Origin of the sequence: Streptomyces sp. NPDC048057, assembly GCF_040653095.1 — a bacterium.
Taxonomy (GTDB): Bacteria; Actinomycetota; Actinomycetes; order Streptomycetales; family Streptomycetaceae; genus Streptomyces.
Window position 1 is genome coordinate 193440 of sequence record NZ_JBEZNF010000010.1, and the last position, 17651, is coordinate 211090.

The following is a 17651-nucleotide window of genomic DNA, read 5'->3' on the forward strand; positions in this document are numbered from 1 at the left end:
GGCCGCGGGGGCTCTACTGCGGCGGCGGTGTGGTGCGGCGGGCGTGCGGGGTCGCGGCCAGCCGCAGCAGTGCGCAGGCGCAGGCGAGCGCGCTGGCGGCGGCCCGGGTCTCCGGCAGTCGCCACAGGCCCAGGGCGCAGCCGGCGCCCAGCGCGGCGGCCAGCCACAGGGCCGGGTACGCGGCGCCCGCCCAACTGGCGTGCGTACGGGCGGGGCCCTCGGCGTCGTCGGCGAGGAGCCCGGTGCTGAGGCCGGTGATGAATCCGGTGGCCAGCGCGGTGGTCAGGAGCGGTGCGAGGGCGGCGCTGCCCTCGACGGGGACGGCGACCGCGAGGCTCAGGGCGAGCAGCGCGGCGGCGACCGCGGTGCCGCGGCCGTCCGGTGTGCGGGCGCCCCGGCACGTCGCCGTCGACCGGGCCAGGGCCAGACCCGCGGCGAGGGCGAGTACGGCTCCGGGCGCGAGGATCCCGAAGCCGCCGAGAGCGCCGGGCGCGGCCGTGGACGCCGCGCCGCACGCCCCGGTGACGAGGCCGGCGGCGACGAGGGCCGGGACCTGGCCCCGGGCCGGGCGGCGGCGGGCCGGGGTGCCGTTCACGCGACGTCGGGGGCGCGGCCGTCGTGCTCCGGCGCGGCGAGCAGCGCCTTCTGCGCGGCGCAGACCTCGACGACGCGGTCGAGTTGGTCGAGGGTGTGCGAGGCCATGTAGCTGGTGCGCAGCCGTGGCTCGGCGGCGGGCGGCAGCACCGGATTGACGTACACGCCGTCGTGGTACATCCGGTGCCAGGCGGTGAGGGTCTGCGGCGTCCCCGGTGTCGGCAGGGCGACGATCGGCGTGCTGCTGGGGACGGTGCGCACGCCTACTTCGGCCAGCCCGCGCCGCACGTGGGCGGCGTTGGCCTGCACGGTGGTGGCCAGGTGGGGCTGGGCCCGCAGGATGCGCAGGGCGGCGAGCGCCGCCGCGGTGTTGGACGGTGTCGTGGACGCGCTGAACATCAGGCTGCGGGCGTGGTGTCTGAGGTAGTGGACGGCCTCTTCGCTGCCGGCGACGGCGCCGCCGAGCGAGGCGAGGGACTTGCTGAAGGTGACGGTGATCAGGTCGACCTCGTCGGCGAGGCCGAAGTGGGCGGCCGTACCGCGGCCTTCGGCGAGGACGCCGAGGCCGTGGGCGTCGTCGAGCAGGAGGCGGGCGCCGTGGGCCGAGCACGTCTTGACGACGGCCGGCAGGTCGCACACGTCGCCTTCCATGGAGTACACGCCGTCCACGACGACGAGCCGTCCGGCGTCGTCGGGCACCCGCTCCAGCGCCCGGCCCAGCGCCTCGGCGTCGTTGTGCGGGAACCAGCGGATCTTGGCTCCGCTCAGCCGGGCGCCGTCGAGCAGGGAGGCGTGGGCGCTGCGGTCCAGGAAGACGTGGTCGCGGGGGGTGAGGACGGTGCCGAGCACGCCGAGGTTCGTCTGGTAGCCGGTGGACATGACGAGGGCGGCGGGCTTGTCGAGGTAGTCGGCCAGCTCCGCCTCCAATTCCTCGTGTAACTCGGTGTTGCCGTTGAGGAAGCGGGAGCCGGTGCGGGACGTGCCGTACTTCTCCAGCGCCGAACGCGCCGCCGCCAGCACCTCCGGGTGTCCGGTGAGCCCGAGGTAGTTGTTGGAACCGCACATGATCAGGGAGCGATCGCCGCGGCGGACTGTGGGACCTTCCTTGCCCTCCAGCGGCAGGAAGAACGGATAGCGGTCGGCCGCCATGAGGTCCCGGGCCGCGGTGAAGGAGGCGAAACGCGAGTAGAGGTCCGCGGGATTTCCCCGCTCGGACAATGCAGAAAGCGCACTCATTACCTTTGTTCCTTGATCGATCGATCAATGATGAACGTGCCGGTGAGCGCGGCGCACGGCCGGGCGCACGCCAAAAGAAGGCGCGGTGAAATGGCTGTGCGCACACATCGAATGAAGGCACGTGGAATGCCCGCGTCGTTACGGGCCCATGGAATACGCGCGACAGCCGGGGGCCAACGCCGGTGTCCCCTTGTCGCGCGTAGGTGATCGCCCGCTCTCCGGGCGGCGTCTGCTAGGCGGAGTTTCCGATCATTCTGTCCCCCGTTGGTTCCGCGATGCCGGCAGCATGCCAGTGACGATGCCTGAAAGTACCCCCACCCGATGAAAAGTGTCAACGGCGGCTTGGACAATGCGTTTCGGCTCACCTGGAATTAATGAATCCGGTTCATCACAGGCACTTTCCCGATCATAACCGGACCCCATCGGCAGCATGGTAGGCTTTCGCAACCGTCCAGACGGTCGGGAATGCAGAAAAAGTCAAGAAGGAGCAGGTGGAAGCGTGCGCGACCGGATCCTGGACGCGGTGGAGAAACTGCTGGTGAAGGGTGGCGTCGATGCGGTCCGCCTCGACGCGGCGGCGGCCGAGGCCGGCGTGAGCAAGGGCGGGCTGCTGCACCACTTCCCCTCCAAGCTCGCCCTGGTCCAAGGCGTCGTGCGCCGGCTGGTCGACCGCTTCGAAGCGGTCCTGCCCGGCCCCGACGCACCGCCCGGCGCCTTCACCCGGGCCTGGTTGGACGCCTCGATCCCGCTGCTGGCACCCGCCGAGGAGGGGGCGCCGCCGTCCGCGGTGCCGGTCGCGCTCCTCGCGGCGGCGGGCGGGCCGGAGGTCCTCGACGTGCTGCGCGAGCGCTACCTCCACTGGCAGGAGCGCCTCGACGCGGACGGACTGCCGCCGGGCGTCAGCTCCCTGGTGCGCATGGCGGTCGACGGCTGGTGGACCGCGCGCCTGTTGGGGCTGGCCCCGCCGCAGGGCGTCGACCACCACCGGTTGCGCGCCCTCGTCGACGATCTGATCGCACCGCAGCACCCGGACGGCGCGTGATGGGGTACTTATTGGTCGCGGGGGCGATCGTCGCGGAGGTGGCGGCCACGCTCGGGCTGCGCGCCTCGCACGGACTGACCAGGCTCGCGCCGAGCATCCTGGTCGTCATGGGGTACGGGACCGCCTTCGTCCTGCTCGCCCAGGCCCTCAAGTCGCTGAACGTGGGACCGGTGTACGCCGTCTGGTCGGGCGTCGGCACGGTCGGCGCCTTCCTCGGCGGCGTCCTGCTCTTCGACGAGCGGGTGCGCACCGCCACCGTGGTCGGAGTGGCGCTGGTCGTCCTCGGCGTGGCCGTGATGTACCTGGGCGGAGGGCTGGAGCACTGATGGCGCCGACCACCCCCCGCGGCCTGCGCGCCGTGAAGACCGCGATGCTGGTGACCGACGTCGCCTTCCTGCTGTACTGGTCGGTCGCGCTGCTGAACCTCATTCCGCCGGAGCACGCCTACAAGGACTACCGCGATCCGGTGATGAGCGACTGGAACTACTCCTTCCTCCCCCTGGACGTCGCCGCGAGCGTGACCGGGCTCGCCTCGCTGTACCTGGCGGGCAGCAGGCGGCAGCGGATCGGAGGCCGCCACGACCTCCATCTCCCCTTGATGTTGGTCTCCCTGGCGCTGACCAGCGCCGCGGGGCTCCAGGCCGTGTCCTTCTGGGCCCTGCGCGGCGACTGGTCCCTCGCCTGGTGGATCCCGAACTTCCTCTTGTTCGCCTTCCCCGTTCCCGCGATCGTCTACGTGCTGCGCGGACCGTCCGCGCAGTCGACACCGACACACGACTCGGCGGCGACGGCCGGCAGGATGTGATCCCCCGTCACGCCGCCTGCGGACGCGTCCGGTTCAGCCTGGTCGTCCGCGACACCGGTCACGGACGCGTCCGGTTCGGCGGGGTCGTCCGCGACCGGGACGGCCCGGAGGAAGACGGCGGCGAGCACGGCCGCGCCGACCAGGCCGATCGCGCTGAGCACCGCGGCGGTGCGCAGACCGTCGGCGACGGCGAGCCGCGCCGCCTCGCGCAGCGCCGCACCCACCTCGTCCGGTAGCCGTTCGGCGACGGCGAGGGCGCCGCCGGCCGTCTCCTTCGCCTCCTGGAGCACCGTGGCGTCGAGGGACGCGGGCGCCGTCTCGCCCAACCGGCCCTGGTAGACGGCCATGGAGACGCTGCCCAGGAAGGCCATGCCCGCGGCCAGCCCCAACTCGGCTCCGCTCTGGGAGATCCCGGAGGCGAGGCCCGCGCGCTCGGGCGGGGCGGAGCCCACGATCGCGTTGGTGGTCAGCGCCAGCGTCGGGGTCACCCCGGTGTAGACGACGGTGAAGGAGGCCACGGTCCACGCAAGGCTCGCCTCGGTGGCCGTGGCGGCGACGGCCACGGCGCCCGCGCCGGCCGTCGCGAGGCCGCAGGTGATCACCACGGCCGGGCGCACCCGCCGGACCAGGGCGGGCACCAGCAGCGTCGCCGCGATGCCGCTCAGGACGGACGGCAGGGTCCACAGCCCCGCCTGGAGCGGGGTGAGTCCGATGGCGGTCTGGAGGTACTGCATCACCAGCAGTTGGGAGCCGGCCATCGCGCACACCGCGAGGGTCTGGGTGCCGAGCGCCGCGCTGAACGCGGGCAGCCGAAACAGGTCCAGGTCCACCAGCGGCTCGGCCGACCGCCGTTGGCGACGCAGGAAGACCGCGCCCACCAGCAGGCCGCCGACCACCCAGGCCAGCACTTCGAGGCTGGCGCCCGCGCCGGCGAGGCGCTTCGCCCCGTACACCACCGACAACACGGCCACCAACAGGAGCAGGGCGCTGGTCAGGTCGAACCTGCCGGCCCCCGCGCCGCGTTGCTCGGGCAGCAGCAGCGGGCCGGTGACCAGCAGCAGGAGCATCACCGGCACACCGATCAGGAAGACCGAACCCCACCAGAAGTACTGGAGCATCGCGCCGCCCACCAGGGGGCCGATCGCCTCGCCGGCGGTGAAGCAGGTCATCCAGAGCGCGAAGGCGAAGGTGCGCTGCGCCGGGTCGCGGAACATGGTGGTCAACAGGGCCAGCGTGGACGGCATCAAGGTCGCGCCGGCCACCCCGAGCAGCGCCCGGGCCAGGATCAGCAGTTCCGCACCGGGTGCGAAGGCCGCCAGCACGGACGCGACGGCGAACGCGGCGGCACCCACGAGCAGCAGTCGTCGACGGCCGATCCGGTCCCCCAGGGTGCCCATCGTCATCAGGAAGCCGGCGACGAGGAAGCCGTACACGTCCAGGATCCACAGCAACTGGCCGCCGGTGGGGGCGAGGTCGGCGCCGAGGCTGGGGGCGGCGACGTGCAGCACCGTCAGGTCCATGGCCAGGACCGTCGTCGGCAGCGCCAGCACCCCCAGGCCGATCCACTCCCGTCGTCCGGCCCGGGCGGGGGCCTCGTGCTTCTTCGGGGTCATTCCTCGACCATTCCTCACTAAAAAGAGCGGGAACGGGAAATGCGGCACCCGAGTCGACAGGTGACGCACTCCCGCGAAAGGCGCAGCAAAAGCCTTTCTTGCGATGTCGAGTGTAAGGGAGATAACGGTCGGTCAATTCCCCCGAGGAGCAGCAGAAAGTACGCCCTGAGGTGCGAAGATGCAGAGACGGAGCCAGGTGCGGAAGCGCCGTCGAAGCTGCCGGGAGGCACTCAAGTACGGAAGAAGGGGCCATCCCACCGGATAGCCCCTCACCTTCCGCGCTTTCTTCGCCTCACCTCGGCAAGGTCAGCGCAATTCCTCATGAATTCCCGATGCCTGGGTCACCCGGAGAAATGCATGGGCGAACATGGCGAGGGTCATGTGGCGGTACCAGGCCCGCCATTTCCGCACCGCGTAGCGGTCGAGACCCGCCTCGCGGCGCGCCGAGGCGAAGTGGGAGCGCACGGTCTCCTCCTGGGCCGCGACCGCGACGAGTTCGTCGAGTCCGGTGCCGGGCGGTGCGTAGCACTGGTACGACCCGCCGCCCGCGCGGCCGATGCGCCACCGCACGAAGCCGCCGTCGGCCACCTCCTTGGTCACCGGCGGCCCGCTCATGAGGCTGGCCAGCACATAGGGCGTCCGGTTGGCCTCCAGCGCCTGGCGGAAGGCCGCGCTGTCCCCGTAGTACGGGGTGTCTGCGACCACCCAGCGGGCCGGCGCCCCCGCGTCGAGCGCGCGTTCCACCATGGCGAGGGCGAGGTCCTCGCGGGAGGTCCCCGCCTTCTCGGGGATGCCCGCCCTCGTGCGGTGCACCGGGTCGTCGGCCCGCTGCGGCGGCAGGAGCAGCTCCCGGTCGATGGCGCAGCTGACCCCGCGCGGATCCACGTGCAGGAGGAAGAGCCCGATCTGGTAGTTGTCCATCCGGCCGGACGCCGCGGAGTACTGCCGGGCGACGCCCGCCGAGTCGTGCCCCTTCTTCAGGAAGCCGTCCTCCGCGATCACGAGGACGGACTCGTCGGAGCCCATGCAGGCGAGGACCATGTCCCGCACCCGGTCCCGGACCCGGTCCTCGCTCCACCGGGCGGTGGTGAGCAGCCGGTTGCGCCCGTCGTCCGCCGCGGCGCCGGCCCGCTGCGGATCCGGCGGGGAGAGCAGCCCCTGGAGGTAGTCGTGGGCGTGCCGGCGCGGCTCGGCCCGGGTGAACTGGTCGTCAAGCCACTCGAAGAAGTAGCTGAGCGGGCCCGGCGCACCGCTTTCGACGGGGTTGTCCCACATGGTTCCTCGGCCTCCCGGGGTCGTTGAACTCGCCACCGGTCGGCCCCGGCAGGACGATCGCATCCGTCGACCCTATGCTGCCGGCGCCCGCGCCCCCGGCGGTCAGTCCGGGAGCGTGCGCAGCGCCTTGCCCAGGTGGGGCCCGATGACGGCGAGGGCGTCCGGCTCCATCATCCGCAGGTGCTCGGCGGCCACCGGGACGACCGTGAGGTCCCCCTCGACGTGCGGGCGCCAGCGGTGCGCCATGCCGGGCCCGCGGTCGCCCTCGGCCGAGGCGAAGACGGTCAGGGCGCCGTCGTACGCACCGGCCGCCGAAGCCGCGTCCAGCAGCCGGACGTTGTTCGAGGTCACCTCCAGCAGCCGGGCCTTCGTCTGTTCGGCCTCCGCCTCGGGGTGCTGCCACGCGTGCCGGCCGTCGAGCGCCACCGCACGGACGTCCAGGGGTTCGGCCGCCGTCTCCTCCCGTTCGCTGCCGACGGGCCAGGCGTCGATCGCCGCGAGGAGCTCCACCCGGTGGCCGAGCGCGCGCAGCCGGACGGCGAGGGAGTGCGCGACCGTGCCGCCGAAGGACCAGCCGGTCAGGAGGTAGGGGCCGTGCGGCTGCTCGTCGGTGATCTGTCGGCAGTAGTCGGTGACGAGTTCCCCGTAGCTCCGGGCGAGCGGGGCGGCGCCGTCGAGCCCGCGGGCCTGGAGGGCGAGGACGGGGTGCTGCCGGGGGACGTACGGCAGCAGCGCCGTGTAGCTCCACCCCACCCCGCTCCCGGGGTGGACGCACCACAGCGGCGTGCCGTCGCCCTCCCGCAGCCGCAGCAGCGGGGCGAACGCCGCCGGCGCCGCCTCGTGCTCCCGCAGGAGTCCGGCGACGGTGGGGCGCAGGAAGACCTGTTGGACGGTGACGTGGACGCCGGCCGCGGCGCGGGCCCGTTGGATCAGCCGGGGGACGAGCAGCGAGTGTCCGCCCAGTTCGAAGAAGGAGTCATCGACGCCGACGCGGTCCGCGGCCACCCCCAGGACGTCGGCGAAGACCGCGCGGAGCGCCGACTGCGCCTCGGTCAGCGGGGTGGTGCCCGCGCCGGTCGCGGGGGCGGACGTCGGCGGCGGGGGCAGGGCCGCGCGGTCGAGCTTGCCGTTGCGGGTCATCGGCAGCGCGTCCAGCGCCACCACCGCCGCGGGCACCATGGGCTCCGGCAGGGTGTCGCCGAGCGCCCGTCGGACGCGGGCGGGGTCGATCGGCCCGGCCCCGGCGGCGGGCACGACGTACGCCAGCAGTCGACGGTCCTCGGCGGAGCGCTCCTGGACGACCACCGCACACCGGTCGACCTCGGGCAGGGCGCCCAACGCGGCCTCCACTTCGCCGAGTTCGATCCGGTGTCCGCGGACCTTGACCTGGCCGTCGGCCCGGCCGACGTACTCCAGTGCGCCGTCGGGCAGCCGGCGGGCGAGGTCGCCGGTGCGGTACAGCCGGGTGCCCGGTGGGCCGAAGGGGTCGGCGACGAAGCGTTCGGCCGTGAGCGCGGGAAGACCCAGATAGCCGCGGGCCAGCCCCCACCCGGCGACGTACAACTCCCCCACCGCGCCCGGTGGGAGGAGTCCGAGGGCGGTGTCCAGAACGAAGAGACGCACCCCGTCGAGCGGTCGGCCGATGGGCACCGGGCCGGGCGGGGTGGGGTCGCCGGGCGCGATGCGGTGGTCGGTGCAGTTCACGGTGGCTTCGGTCGGGCCGTACAGGTTGTGCACCGTCACGTCGGGGTGGCGCCGGCGCCAGCGCTCCAGCACGGGTCCGTGCAGCGCCTCGCCGCCGATCATCAGGGAGTGACTGGGGTGCGCGGCCCGGGGCAGGGAGTTCATCAGCTCCAGGTGGCTGGGGGTCACGTCCATCTGGGTGGGCGGCGTGCGCTGCTCGGCGAGCGGCGTCGACCGCCCTTCGACGTGCACCCGCCCGCCGGCGATCAGCGGCGGGTAGAGCCCGGTGACCGCGGCGTCGAAGGAGATCGACGCGGTCAGCAGGCTCACACCGGTGGAGCTGGGGTAGCGCGCGCGGCAGTCCCGTACGTAGGCGGCGAGGGAGCCGTGGGTCACCACGACGCCCTTGGGTCGACCGGTGGAGCCGGAGGTGTAGATGACGTACGCGGGATGCGCCGGCCGCAGCGCGGTCACCCGGTCCGCGTCCGTCAGCGGCGACCGCTCCCCCTGAGCGCCGTCGGCGACGTGCAGCACCGGACAGCCGGCGGGAGCGGCTTCGGCGGCCGGCCCCGGCTCGGTCAGCAGCAGCCGGGGCGCCGCGTCCTCGACCATGTACGCGATGCGCCGCTCGGGGTACTTCGGATCGAGCGGTACGTACGCGGCGCCCGACTTCACCACCGCGAGCAGCGCCACCACCAGGTCGACCCCGGGCCGCAGCAGGACGGCCACCCGGTCCTCGGGGCCGACGCCCCGGCCGATCAGCTGGCGGGCGAGCCGGGTCGACCGGGCGTCCAGCTCCGCGTACGTGAGCTGGTCCTGCGCGCACTCCACCGCGACGGCACCCGGGGTGCGCGCCGCCTGCGCCGCGAAAAGCTCCGGCACCAGGTCCCCGTCACCGGGCGTCGACGAGCCGCCGGCGGCCAGCTCCGCCCGCTCCGCCTGGGTGAGCAGCTCCACCCGGCCGATGCGCAGGTCCGGTTCGGCGGTCACGGCCGTCAGCAGCCGCACGTACCGTGCGGCGAGGAGGGCGACGGTGCCCGGGTCGAAGAGGTCGCTGCGGAATTCCACCGCGCCCACCAGCCCCGCGGCCAAGCCCTGTTGCCCGGCCCGCAGCTCCGTGAGGTGGACGGCGAGGTCGACCTTGGCGATCTGTCCGTGCACCGGTACGTGCGACGCGTCGATGCCGGGCAGCGCGGGCACCGCGCGCACGTCCTCCACCAGGCTGAGCACCACTTGGAAGAGCGGGTTCCAGGAGGCGGAGCGCGTCGGGCGCACCGCCTCCACCAGCCGCTCAAGGGGCAGGTCCTGATGGGCGTACGCGGCCAGGTCCCGCTCGCGCACCCGGGCCAGCAGCTCCCGGAAGGTGGGGTCGCCGCCGGTGTCGGTGCGCAGCACCAGGGTGTTGACGAACATGCCGATGAGGTCGTCGAGCCCTTCGTCGGTGCGGCCGGCCACGTCCGCGCCGATGGGGATGTCGGTGCCCGCGCCCAACCGGGTCAGCAGGGCGGCCAGGGCCGCCTGGAGGACCATGTGGAGGGTGGCGCGCTCGCGGCGGGCCAGCTCCAGGGCGGCCCGGTGGAGCGCGGGGCCGATGGTGAGGGGGACGGAGCCGCCGTGGTAGGAGGCGACCGCGGGCCGCGGCCGGTCGGTGGGGAGCGCGAGGCATTCGGGGAGTCCGGCCAGGGCGCCCTGCCAGTAGGCCAGTTGCTCGGTGACGAGGCTGTCGGGGTCGTCGTCGCTGCCGAGGAGTTCGCGCTGCCACAGGGCGTAGTCGACGTACTGCACCGGCAGCGGCTGCCAGTCCGGGGCGCTGCCGCGGGTGCGGGCGCCGTACGCGGCGGCGAGGTCGCGCAGCAGCGGGGCCAGCGACCAGCCGTCGGCCGCGATGTGGTGCACCAGGACGAGCAGCACGTGCTCCCGCTCGCCGAGCGCGAACAGGAAGGTGTACAGGGGTGGTTCGCAGGAGACGTCGATGGGGCGCCGGACCGCGGCGTCCAGGGCCGCCGCCAGCTCCGGCTCGCTCACGACACGGGTGCGCAGCGGCGGGCGGGCGTCCTCGGCGTCGAGCACCACCTGCCGCGGTACGCCGCCGGGTGCGGGGTACACGGTCCGCAGGCTCTCGTGCCGTGCGACCAGGTCGGCGAAGGCGGCTTCGAGGGCGGACCGGTCCAGCGGGCCGCGCAGCCGGTAGGCCAGGGCGATGCGGTAGCCCGTTCCGCCGTCGAGCCCGTCGAGGAAGAGGGTGCGGGCCTGGGCGTAGGAGAGGGGGATCACGGCGTCACTCCCCCCGCGGCATCCGGCGCAGCGCGGGCCGGCGCCGTCGACCGGTGTCGGAGTCCGGGTCGGGCAGGGCGGCGGCCAGCCCGGCCGGCGTCGGCGACTCGAAGACGGCGCGTACGGACAGGTCCGCGCCGAGCACGGTGCGGACCCGGCTGGTCAGCCGGGTCGCCAGCAGGGAGTGGCCGCCCAGGTCGAAGAAGGACTCGTCGACGCCGACCCGCTCCAGGCCGAGCAGTTCGGCGAAGAGCCGGCACAGGGTCTCCTCCTGCGGGGTGCGCGGCTCGCGGACCTCGACGTGTCGGGAGAAGTCCGGTGCGGGCAGCGCCCGGCGGTGCACCTTTCCGCTGAGCGTCAGCGGCATCCGGTCGAGGAGCACCAGGGCGGAGGGCACCATGAAGTCGGGGAGGGCGTCGGCGGCGAAGGCGCGCAGCGCCCGCTCCGTCACCTCCGCGCCGGGGTGCGGTACGACGTACGCCACCAGGCGTCGGCCGGCGGCGGTGGCGGAGCCGTCGTCCCGGACGACCACGGCGACCTGGGCGACCTGCGGGTGGCGGGCGAGCACGGACTCCACCTCGCCCGGCTCGACGCGGAAGCCCCGCACCTTGACCTGGTCGTCGGTGCGGCCGGCGAAGGCGAGCCGGCCGTCGTCGGTCCAGCGCACCAGGTCCCCGGTGCGGTACATGCGCGTGCCCGGCGGGCCGAACGGGTCGGCCACGAACCGCTGGGCGGTGAGGGAGCGCCGGGCCCAGTAGCCGCGGGACAGTGCGGCGCCGGCGATGTACAGCTCTCCGCGCACGCCCGGGGGCACCGGTCGCAGCCGGCGGTCCAGCACGTGGAGACGGGTGTTCCAGATCGCCGCGCCGATCGGTGCGGTGGGCGCGTCCCACCCGGCGAGGTCGGCGTTCGTCAGGGCGAACGCGGTCACCAGATGGGTCTCGGTGGGCCCGTAGAGGTTGTGCAGCCGGCGCCCGGGGGCGAGCGCCAGGAACTCCCGCAGCCGCGGGGGCAGTCGCAGCGCCTCCCCGCCCTGGTTGACGTCGCGCAGCGCGGGCAGCGCGAGGCCCTGCTCCAGCGCCGCGTCGGCGATGGCCTCCACCATCACCTGCGGGGCGCAGATCTCCTCGACGCGGTGCTCGTCCAGCCAGCGCACCAGGGCCGCCGGGTCCCTGCGGACGTCGGCACCGGGCACGGCGACCTGTTTGCCCGCGGTGAGCGGTTCGATGATCTCCCAGGCGGAGACGTCGAAGCTGAAGGCGGAGAACTGCGCGACCGGCCCGCTGGGCGCGGCAGTGAGTCCGTCGGCGATCCACCGGGTGTGGAACTGCACCAGGTTCACCAGCGGTCCCGCGGTCATCACCACCCCCTTGGGGGTGCCGGTGGAGCCCGAGGTGTGGATCACGTACACCGGGGAGTGCGGCAGCAGGGGCGCGGTGCGCTCCTTGTCCTGGACGTCGTCGCCCGGGTGCCCGGCCAGTCGGGCGCGCACCGCGGGGTCGTCCAGGAGGACGCGGAGCGCCCCGGCGGGCAGGTCGGCCGCGGTCGCCGCGGTGGCCACCAGCACCGCGGGGCGTACGTCGGCCAGGAGGAACGCGATGCGGTCGGCCGGGTATCCGGGGTCGAGGGGCAGATAGGCCGCGCCCGTTTTGAGGACGGCCCAGACGGTGGCCACCAGGTCGACGGAGCGGGGCAGCGCGAGCGCCACGACCCTTTCGGGGCCCGCGCCGTGCGCGATCAGCTCGCGCGCCAGCCGGTTCGCCCGGGCGTTGAGTTCGGCGTACGTCAGGTGCTCGCCGGCGGCGGTGACGGCCGTGCGCTGCGGCTCGCGGGCCGCCCAGGACTCCAGCAGCTGCGGCAGCGTGACGTCGGCGGTCTCGTGTGCGGTGGCGTTCCCCTGCTCGACGACGCGTTCCCGTTCGCCGGGGAGGAACAGGTCGAGGGCGCTGAGCGGTGCGTCGGGGCGGGCGACCACCGCGTGCAGGAGGAGCAGCAGCCGCTGTGCGGCGCGCTGCACGGTCGACCGGTCGAACACGTCGGTGCTGTAGTGCACACGGCCGCTGAGCCCGGCGGGTTCGCGTGCGGCGGGTGAGGTGTCGTCCAACTCGACGATCAGGTCGAAGTGGGTCGTGCCGGTGTCGACCGGCTCTTCGCGCACGGTGATCCCGGGCAGGTCCAGGCGGCCGGTGCGGGTGTTCTGGAGCGCGAGCATCACCTGGAACAGCGGGTGGCGGGCCAGGGAGCGGTCCGGCACCAGCTCTTCGACGAGCTGTTCGAAGGGGAGGTCCTGGTGGGTGAGGGCGTCCAGGGCCCGTTCCCGTACCCGGGCCAGCAGTTCGGCGAAGGAGGGGTCGCCGGTGACGTCGGCCCGCAGCACCAGGGTGTTGCTGAAGAAGCCGACGAGTTCTTCGAGCGCGACGTGGGACCGTCCCGCGGTGGGGAAGCCGATGGGGACGTCGTCACCGGCGCCGAGCGTGCTCAGCAGGGCGGCGAGCGCCGACTGCATCACCATGAAGAGGCTGGCGCCGCGGGACCGGGCCAGGGCGTCCAGGTCCCGGTGGAGGGCGGCGGGGATGGTCAGCGGGACGGCGGAGCCGCGGGAGGAGACGTCGGCCGGCCGGGGCCGGTCGACGGGGAGGTCGATCTCTTCGGGCAGCTCGGCGAGCGCCGTCTTCCAGTACGTCATCTGACGCGCCACCACGCTGTCGGGGTCGTCGGCGGAGCCCAGGGCGGCTCGCTGCCACAGCGCGTAGTCGGGGTACTGCACCGTCAGCGGAGGAAGGGCGGGGGCGCGGCCGGCGCGCCGTGCGGCGTACGCCGCGGACAGGTCCCGCATCATCGGCCGCAGCGACGAGCCGTCGCCGGCGATGTGGTGCATCACCATCAGCAGGACGTGCTCGTCGGGGCCGTCGGCGAGGAGCGTCACCCGCAGCGGTACCTCGCGGTCGAGCGCGAAGGGCAGCAGGGCGAGCCGGGTCAGTTCGGCCGCGAGGTCCGCCGGGGCCGGGGTGAGCGGCATTTCGGTGTCCACGTCGTCCAGCGGCAGCACCCGCTGGTGGGGTTGGCCGTCGGCGGTGGGGAAGACCGTGCGCAGCGCCTCGTGTCGGGCCGTCAGGTCCCGGAGCGCCGCCCGGAGGGCCGCGACGTCCAGGGGTCCGCTCAGGCGCAGCGCGAGCGGGTGGTGGTAGGTCGCGGCGGCCTGTTCCAGCTGGTGCAGGAACCACAGCCGTGACTGGGCGTACGACAGCGGGATCCGCTCGGGGCGGGCCGTGCGCACCGGTCCGGACGACGGTGCGGCCGAAGGCGGTGCGGCCCCGGGGTCGAGGCGGGGTGCGAGGGCCGCGACGGTGGGCGCTTCGTACACCGTGCGGATGCCGATCTCCCGGCCGAACTCGGCCCGGACGTGGCCCAGCAGCCGGGCCGCGGACAGGGAGTGGCCGCCCAGGGCGAAGAAGTCGCCGTCGCGTCCGACCCGTGCCGCGTCGATGCCGAGCACGTCGGCGAAGAGCGCGCACAGGGTGCGCTCCGCCGCGGTCCTCGGCGGACGGGCGGCGTCGGCGGGCTCCGGCGGCGGCACGGTCAGGGCCCGCCGGTCGACCTTGCCGTGGACGTTCAGCGGCAGCTCGTCGACGGGCACCAGTTGGGTGGGGACCATGTGCGGCGGCAGGAAGGCGGCGGCCTCCCGGCGTACGGGGTCCGGGTCCAGCGCCGCGCCCGATGTCGGCACGACGAACGCGACCAGCCGTCCCCCGGCCCTGGCGTCGTCCGCGGCGAGGGCCGCGGCCTGGGCGACGCCCGTGCACCGGGCGAGCGCCGACTCCACCTCGCCCAGTTCGATGCGGAAGCCCCGCACCTTGACCTGGCCGTCGGCGCGGCCGACGAAGTCCAGGACTCCCCCGGCGCGACGGCGCACCAGGTCGCCGGTGCGGTACATCCGGGTGCCGGCCGGGCCGAAGGGGTCGGCCACGAAGCGCTCGGAGGTCAGCGCGGTCCGCGCGAGGTAGCCGCGGGCGAGGCCGGCGCCGGACAGGTACAGCTCCCCCACGACGCCGTCCGGCACCGGGTGGAGTCCGTCGTCGAGGACGTGGGCCGTGGTGCCCGCCACCGGCGGGCCGATGGGCGGGCCGGCACCGAGCGCGGGGCCGGTGCACCGCTGCCGCGTGGCCTCCACGGTGGTCTCGGTGGGGCCGTACGCGTTCCACAGCTCGCGGTCGTCGGTGGCCCAGCGGTCCACCGTGTCCGCCGGCATGCGTTCGCCGCCCGCGGTGACCGTGCGCAGGTCGGGCAGTTCCGCGGGCCGCAGTGCGGGCATCGCCCCGGGGCTGAGGTGGGCCACGGTCACCCGCTGTTCGACGAGGAGCGCCTGGAGGGCGTGGGGGTCGATGCGCTGGGTGTCGTCGGCGATCACCACGGTCGCGCCGACGGCCAGGGGCACGTACAGGTCGAGGACCGCGGCGTCGAAGCCGAAGGAGTGCCAGGCGAGCACCCGGTCGCCCGGGCCGATCTCCTGGTCCGCGGCGGAGTTGTGCACGAAGAGGGTGATCGCCCGGTGCTCGACGACGACCGCTTTGGGGCGGCCGGTGGAGCCGGAGGTGTACAGGGCGTACGCGGAGTGTTCCGGTCGCAGGGCCACCGGCGGGGCGACCTCGGCGCAACGCTCTTCGCCGAGGTCGGCGTTGAGGTCGTCGAGGTCGTCGAGGTCGTCGAGGTCGTCGAGGATCAGCAGGGGGCCGTCGGGCCATGCGGCGGCGGCCTGTTCGGCGAGTGCGGCGACGGTCACCACCAGCGCGGGCGCGCAGTCCGCAAGGACGAAGGCGATGCGTTCGCGCGGATGGTCGGGGTCGACGGGCACGTGGGCCGCGCCCGCCTTCTGCACCGCCACCGTCGCCACCACGGCGTCCAGCGAACGGGGCATCAGCAGCGCCACGAACCGCTCGGGAGCCGCCCCGCGGGCGCGCAGCGCGCGGGCGAGCCGGTCGGCGCGCGCGTCCAGTTCGGCGTACGTCATGGACGCGTTCCCCAGCACCAGCGCCGTGGAGTGCGGGGTACGGGCCGCCTGCGCCGCGAACACCTCGGGCAGGACGTCGTGTTCGGGAACGAGGGCGTCCGCGCCGCGGCCGTCGCACAGCGCCCGGGTCCGCTCCTGCTCGGTCAGCAGCCCGACGCGGCCCACGGGCGTGTCCCCGCCGACCGCGGTCAGGCTCTGGAAGAGCCCCGCAAGCCGGGTCAGGTGGCCGTGGTGCGCCGGCTGGTCGTAGAGGCGGGGATCGGCGTCGAGCGCCAGGCGCAGTCCGCCCTCGGGGACGTCGTCCCACAGCAGCAGCGAAAGATCGTTCAGGGGGCCGGCGGACACGTTGTGCGTGGTGTACGTGCCGTCGGCGAAGGCGCCGTGGCAGGGGAACGGGATGACGTTCACGGACATCGGCCACAGGGAGTCTCCGGGCACCACGCCCAGGTCGCGGCAGAGGTCTTCGGAGCGGTAGCGCTGGTGGCGCAGGGCGGTGCGGATCTGCCGGGAGACCTGGTCGGTCAGCTCCCCGAGCGGCGCGCGGGGGCGGACCGTCAGCCGGAGGGGGACCGCGTTCGACATCATGGCCGGCACCACCGGTGCTGCGTCGGCCGCCGGCCGGACCGGGCCTCGGCGTCGCACGGCGTTGCGGCCCCGGCCGGCGACGGCGAAGCCGAGCACCACGTCCGACTCGCCGGTGACCCGGCTGACGTAGAGCGCCGTGGCCGCCGTCACCAGCCCCGACAGGCTGGTGCCCAGGGATCCGGCCGCGGCCCGCATCCGTTCGGTGTCCGCCGGGGTGACGGGCCGCCCCTCCCGGCGTCCCTCCCGGGCCGGGCCCTGCGGGCGCAGTCCGCTCGGGCTGCGCGGATCGGGGCGATCGGCCAACTCGGCCGTCCAGTAGGCCCGGTCGTCGGCGAACTGCTGCGAGCGGCGGTAGGCGGCCTCGTCGTCGACGAGGGTGCGCAGCGGGGCGAAGGCGGGGCCGGCGGCGGCGCGGCCCTCGGCAACCGCGGTGTAGGTCTGCGCCAGGCGCTTGGCCCACTCGGCGAAGCTGTAGCCGTCGTAGAGGATGTGGTGGCATCCCAGGTAGGAGAAGAACCGGTCGGGTGCCAGTTGGAAGAGCGCGTGGGTCGCCACCGGACCGGTGCGCAGGTCGCGTAATCGTCCCAGGTCGGCCCGCATCCATTCCAGGGCCGCGGCGCGGGGGTCGGCCTCGGCCCGGAGGTCGACGACCTCCAGGGGGCGGGCCGCTGCCCCGTCGACGTACTGCCGGGGTCCGTCGTCGCCCTCGGCGAAGACGAGCCGGAGGACCTCGGTCTCCTCGATGACCCGGTCCAGGGCCGTGCGGAAGATTTCCACGTCCAGGGCCGCGGAGATGTCGAGGTATTCGGCGACGTTGAGGATCGCGCTGTCCGGATCGAATTGCTGGGCGTACCACATGCTGCGCTGGCCGGCCAGGAGGTCCAGGCTGGCCACTCGACGATCCGGCATCTCACACCTCATATCCATGACAGCGGTGACGGCGGCGCGGAAGAACTCCCGGCGCTCGGCACAAAGGGCGGAGAACGCAGCCGGGCGGGGAAAGCGGGCGCTTTATCCGGGCGTGGTGCGGACGGCCGTGGAAGGCGGTGTGCGCCCGGTCCGCGCCGCGCCGGCGGTGCTACCGAGCGGCGGGGGCGGGCCTGCCGCGGGGCCGGCGACGACAGTCGGTGCGGTGGTCCGGTCGTGCCGGCCACGGCGAGGCCCCACCCCGTGCGCGCTCACCTCGGTGCGGTGTTTCGCGTGTCACTGCGTTCCCCGTTCTGACGACGACGGCAGCCGTCTCCCTGAAGCGGTCACGGGCGAAGAAGTGGCCATAGTGTGACCTGAGGTCCCACGAAGGGCAACCCCTGGGTTCGCCGTGGTCATCGACGTGCTCCGGCGTCGGCGGGCGGGGCGCCCTCTCGACAAGGGCACGGCCCGTGGGCATCCTGTGACTCCGTCGACCACCCGGATCAGGCCCCTTGCCGTCGGGAGGTCGGGTGGGGAGTATGACAGGGCATCACCGGGCGGCGCGTTCTTCGAGCGTCGCCCGTACACGGTTCTCGCACAGGGATCTCGCACACGGTTGCCGCACCG

Annotated in this window: 9 protein-coding genes; 3 read left to right on the forward strand and 6 right to left on the reverse strand. The window is 74.0% G+C overall.

Translation table 11 applies throughout. The features are described 5' to 3' along the window. Positions 1-13: 13 nt before the first annotated feature. Both AB0E05_RS14375 and AB0E05_RS14380 read right to left on the reverse strand, forming a co-directional pair. Positions 14-595, reverse strand: coding sequence for a hypothetical protein (locus AB0E05_RS14375; RefSeq protein WP_361962944.1), 582 nt, complete (start codon positions 593-595; stop codon positions 14-16). Further along, positions 592-1830 (reverse strand): aminotransferase class I/II-fold pyridoxal phosphate-dependent enzyme, encoded by a 1239-nt coding sequence (locus tag AB0E05_RS14380; protein ID WP_361962946.1) that lies wholly within the window; start codon positions 1828-1830, stop codon positions 592-594. Before AB0E05_RS14380 ends, AB0E05_RS14375 begins: the two co-directional genes overlap by 4 nt. Before the next feature lie 499 nt (positions 1831-2329). Between AB0E05_RS14380 and AB0E05_RS14385 the strand changes: the two genes are divergently transcribed. Genes AB0E05_RS14385 through AB0E05_RS14395 form a run of 3 tightly spaced genes read left to right on the forward strand, consistent with a single transcriptional unit; the run spans position 2330 to position 3677 of the window. Continuing rightward, complete coding sequence (locus tag AB0E05_RS14385) at positions 2330-2872, forward strand: TetR/AcrR family transcriptional regulator (protein WP_361962948.1); 543 nt, start codon at positions 2330-2332, stop codon at positions 2870-2872. Continuing rightward, positions 2872-3198: a multidrug efflux SMR transporter gene (locus tag AB0E05_RS14390; RefSeq protein ID WP_361962950.1), complete on the forward strand. Its 327-nt coding sequence runs from the start codon at positions 2872-2874 to the stop codon at positions 3196-3198. The genes AB0E05_RS14385 and AB0E05_RS14390 overlap by 1 nt, the downstream gene beginning before the upstream one ends. Further along, on the forward strand, positions 3198-3677 hold the full coding sequence (locus AB0E05_RS14395; protein WP_361962952.1) for a DUF5360 family protein: 480 nt from the start codon (positions 3198-3200) through the stop codon (positions 3675-3677). The genes AB0E05_RS14390 and AB0E05_RS14395 overlap by 1 nt, the downstream gene beginning before the upstream one ends. On the opposite strand, the gene AB0E05_RS14400 is transcribed toward AB0E05_RS14395, so the two are convergent. The 4 genes from AB0E05_RS14400 to AB0E05_RS14415 all read right to left on the reverse strand — a co-directional run bounded on the left by AB0E05_RS14400 (position 3605) and on the right by AB0E05_RS14415 (position 17024). Further along, positions 3605-5290 (reverse strand): MFS transporter, encoded by a 1686-nt coding sequence (locus AB0E05_RS14400; RefSeq protein WP_361962954.1) that lies wholly within the window; start codon positions 5288-5290, stop codon positions 3605-3607. The two genes, AB0E05_RS14395 and AB0E05_RS14400, sit on opposite strands and share 73 nt — an antisense overlap. A gap of 306 nt (positions 5291-5596) precedes the next feature. Next, positions 5597-6565: a transposase gene (locus AB0E05_RS14405; protein ID WP_361962956.1), complete on the reverse strand. Its 969-nt coding sequence runs from the start codon at positions 6563-6565 to the stop codon at positions 5597-5599. A gap of 102 nt (positions 6566-6667) precedes the next feature. After that, positions 6668-10522: an amino acid adenylation domain-containing protein gene (locus tag AB0E05_RS14410; RefSeq protein ID WP_361962958.1), complete on the reverse strand. Its 3855-nt coding sequence runs from the start codon at positions 10520-10522 to the stop codon at positions 6668-6670. 4 nt (positions 10523-10526) lie between these two features. Further along, on the reverse strand, positions 10527-17024 hold the full coding sequence (locus AB0E05_RS14415; protein ID WP_361962960.1) for an amino acid adenylation domain-containing protein: 6498 nt from the start codon (positions 17022-17024) through the stop codon (positions 10527-10529). Between the last annotated feature and the right edge of the window lie 627 nt (positions 17025-17651).

Excerpts from the sequence above, each read along its gene's own strand:
- AB0E05_RS14380 (WP_361962946.1), bottom strand. The coding sequence starts at position 1,830 with ATGAGTGCGCTTTCTGCATTGTCCGAGCGGGGAAATCCCGCGGACCTC.
- AB0E05_RS14390 (WP_361962950.1), top strand. The coding sequence starts at position 2,872 with ATGGGGTACTTATTGGTCGCGGGGGCGATCGTCGCGGAGGTGGCGGCC.
- AB0E05_RS14395 (WP_361962952.1), top strand. The coding sequence starts at position 3,198 with ATGGCGCCGACCACCCCCCGCGGCCTGCGCGCCGTGAAGACCGCGATG.
- AB0E05_RS14400 (WP_361962954.1), bottom strand. The coding sequence starts at position 5,290 with ATGACCCCGAAGAAGCACGAGGCCCCCGCCCGGGCCGGACGACGGGAG.
- AB0E05_RS14405 (WP_361962956.1), bottom strand. The coding sequence starts at position 6,565 with ATGTGGGACAACCCCGTCGAAAGCGGTGCGCCGGGCCCGCTCAGCTAC.
- AB0E05_RS14415 (WP_361962960.1), bottom strand. The coding sequence starts at position 17,024 with ATGCCGGATCGTCGAGTGGCCAGCCTGGACCTCCTGGCCGGCCAGCGC.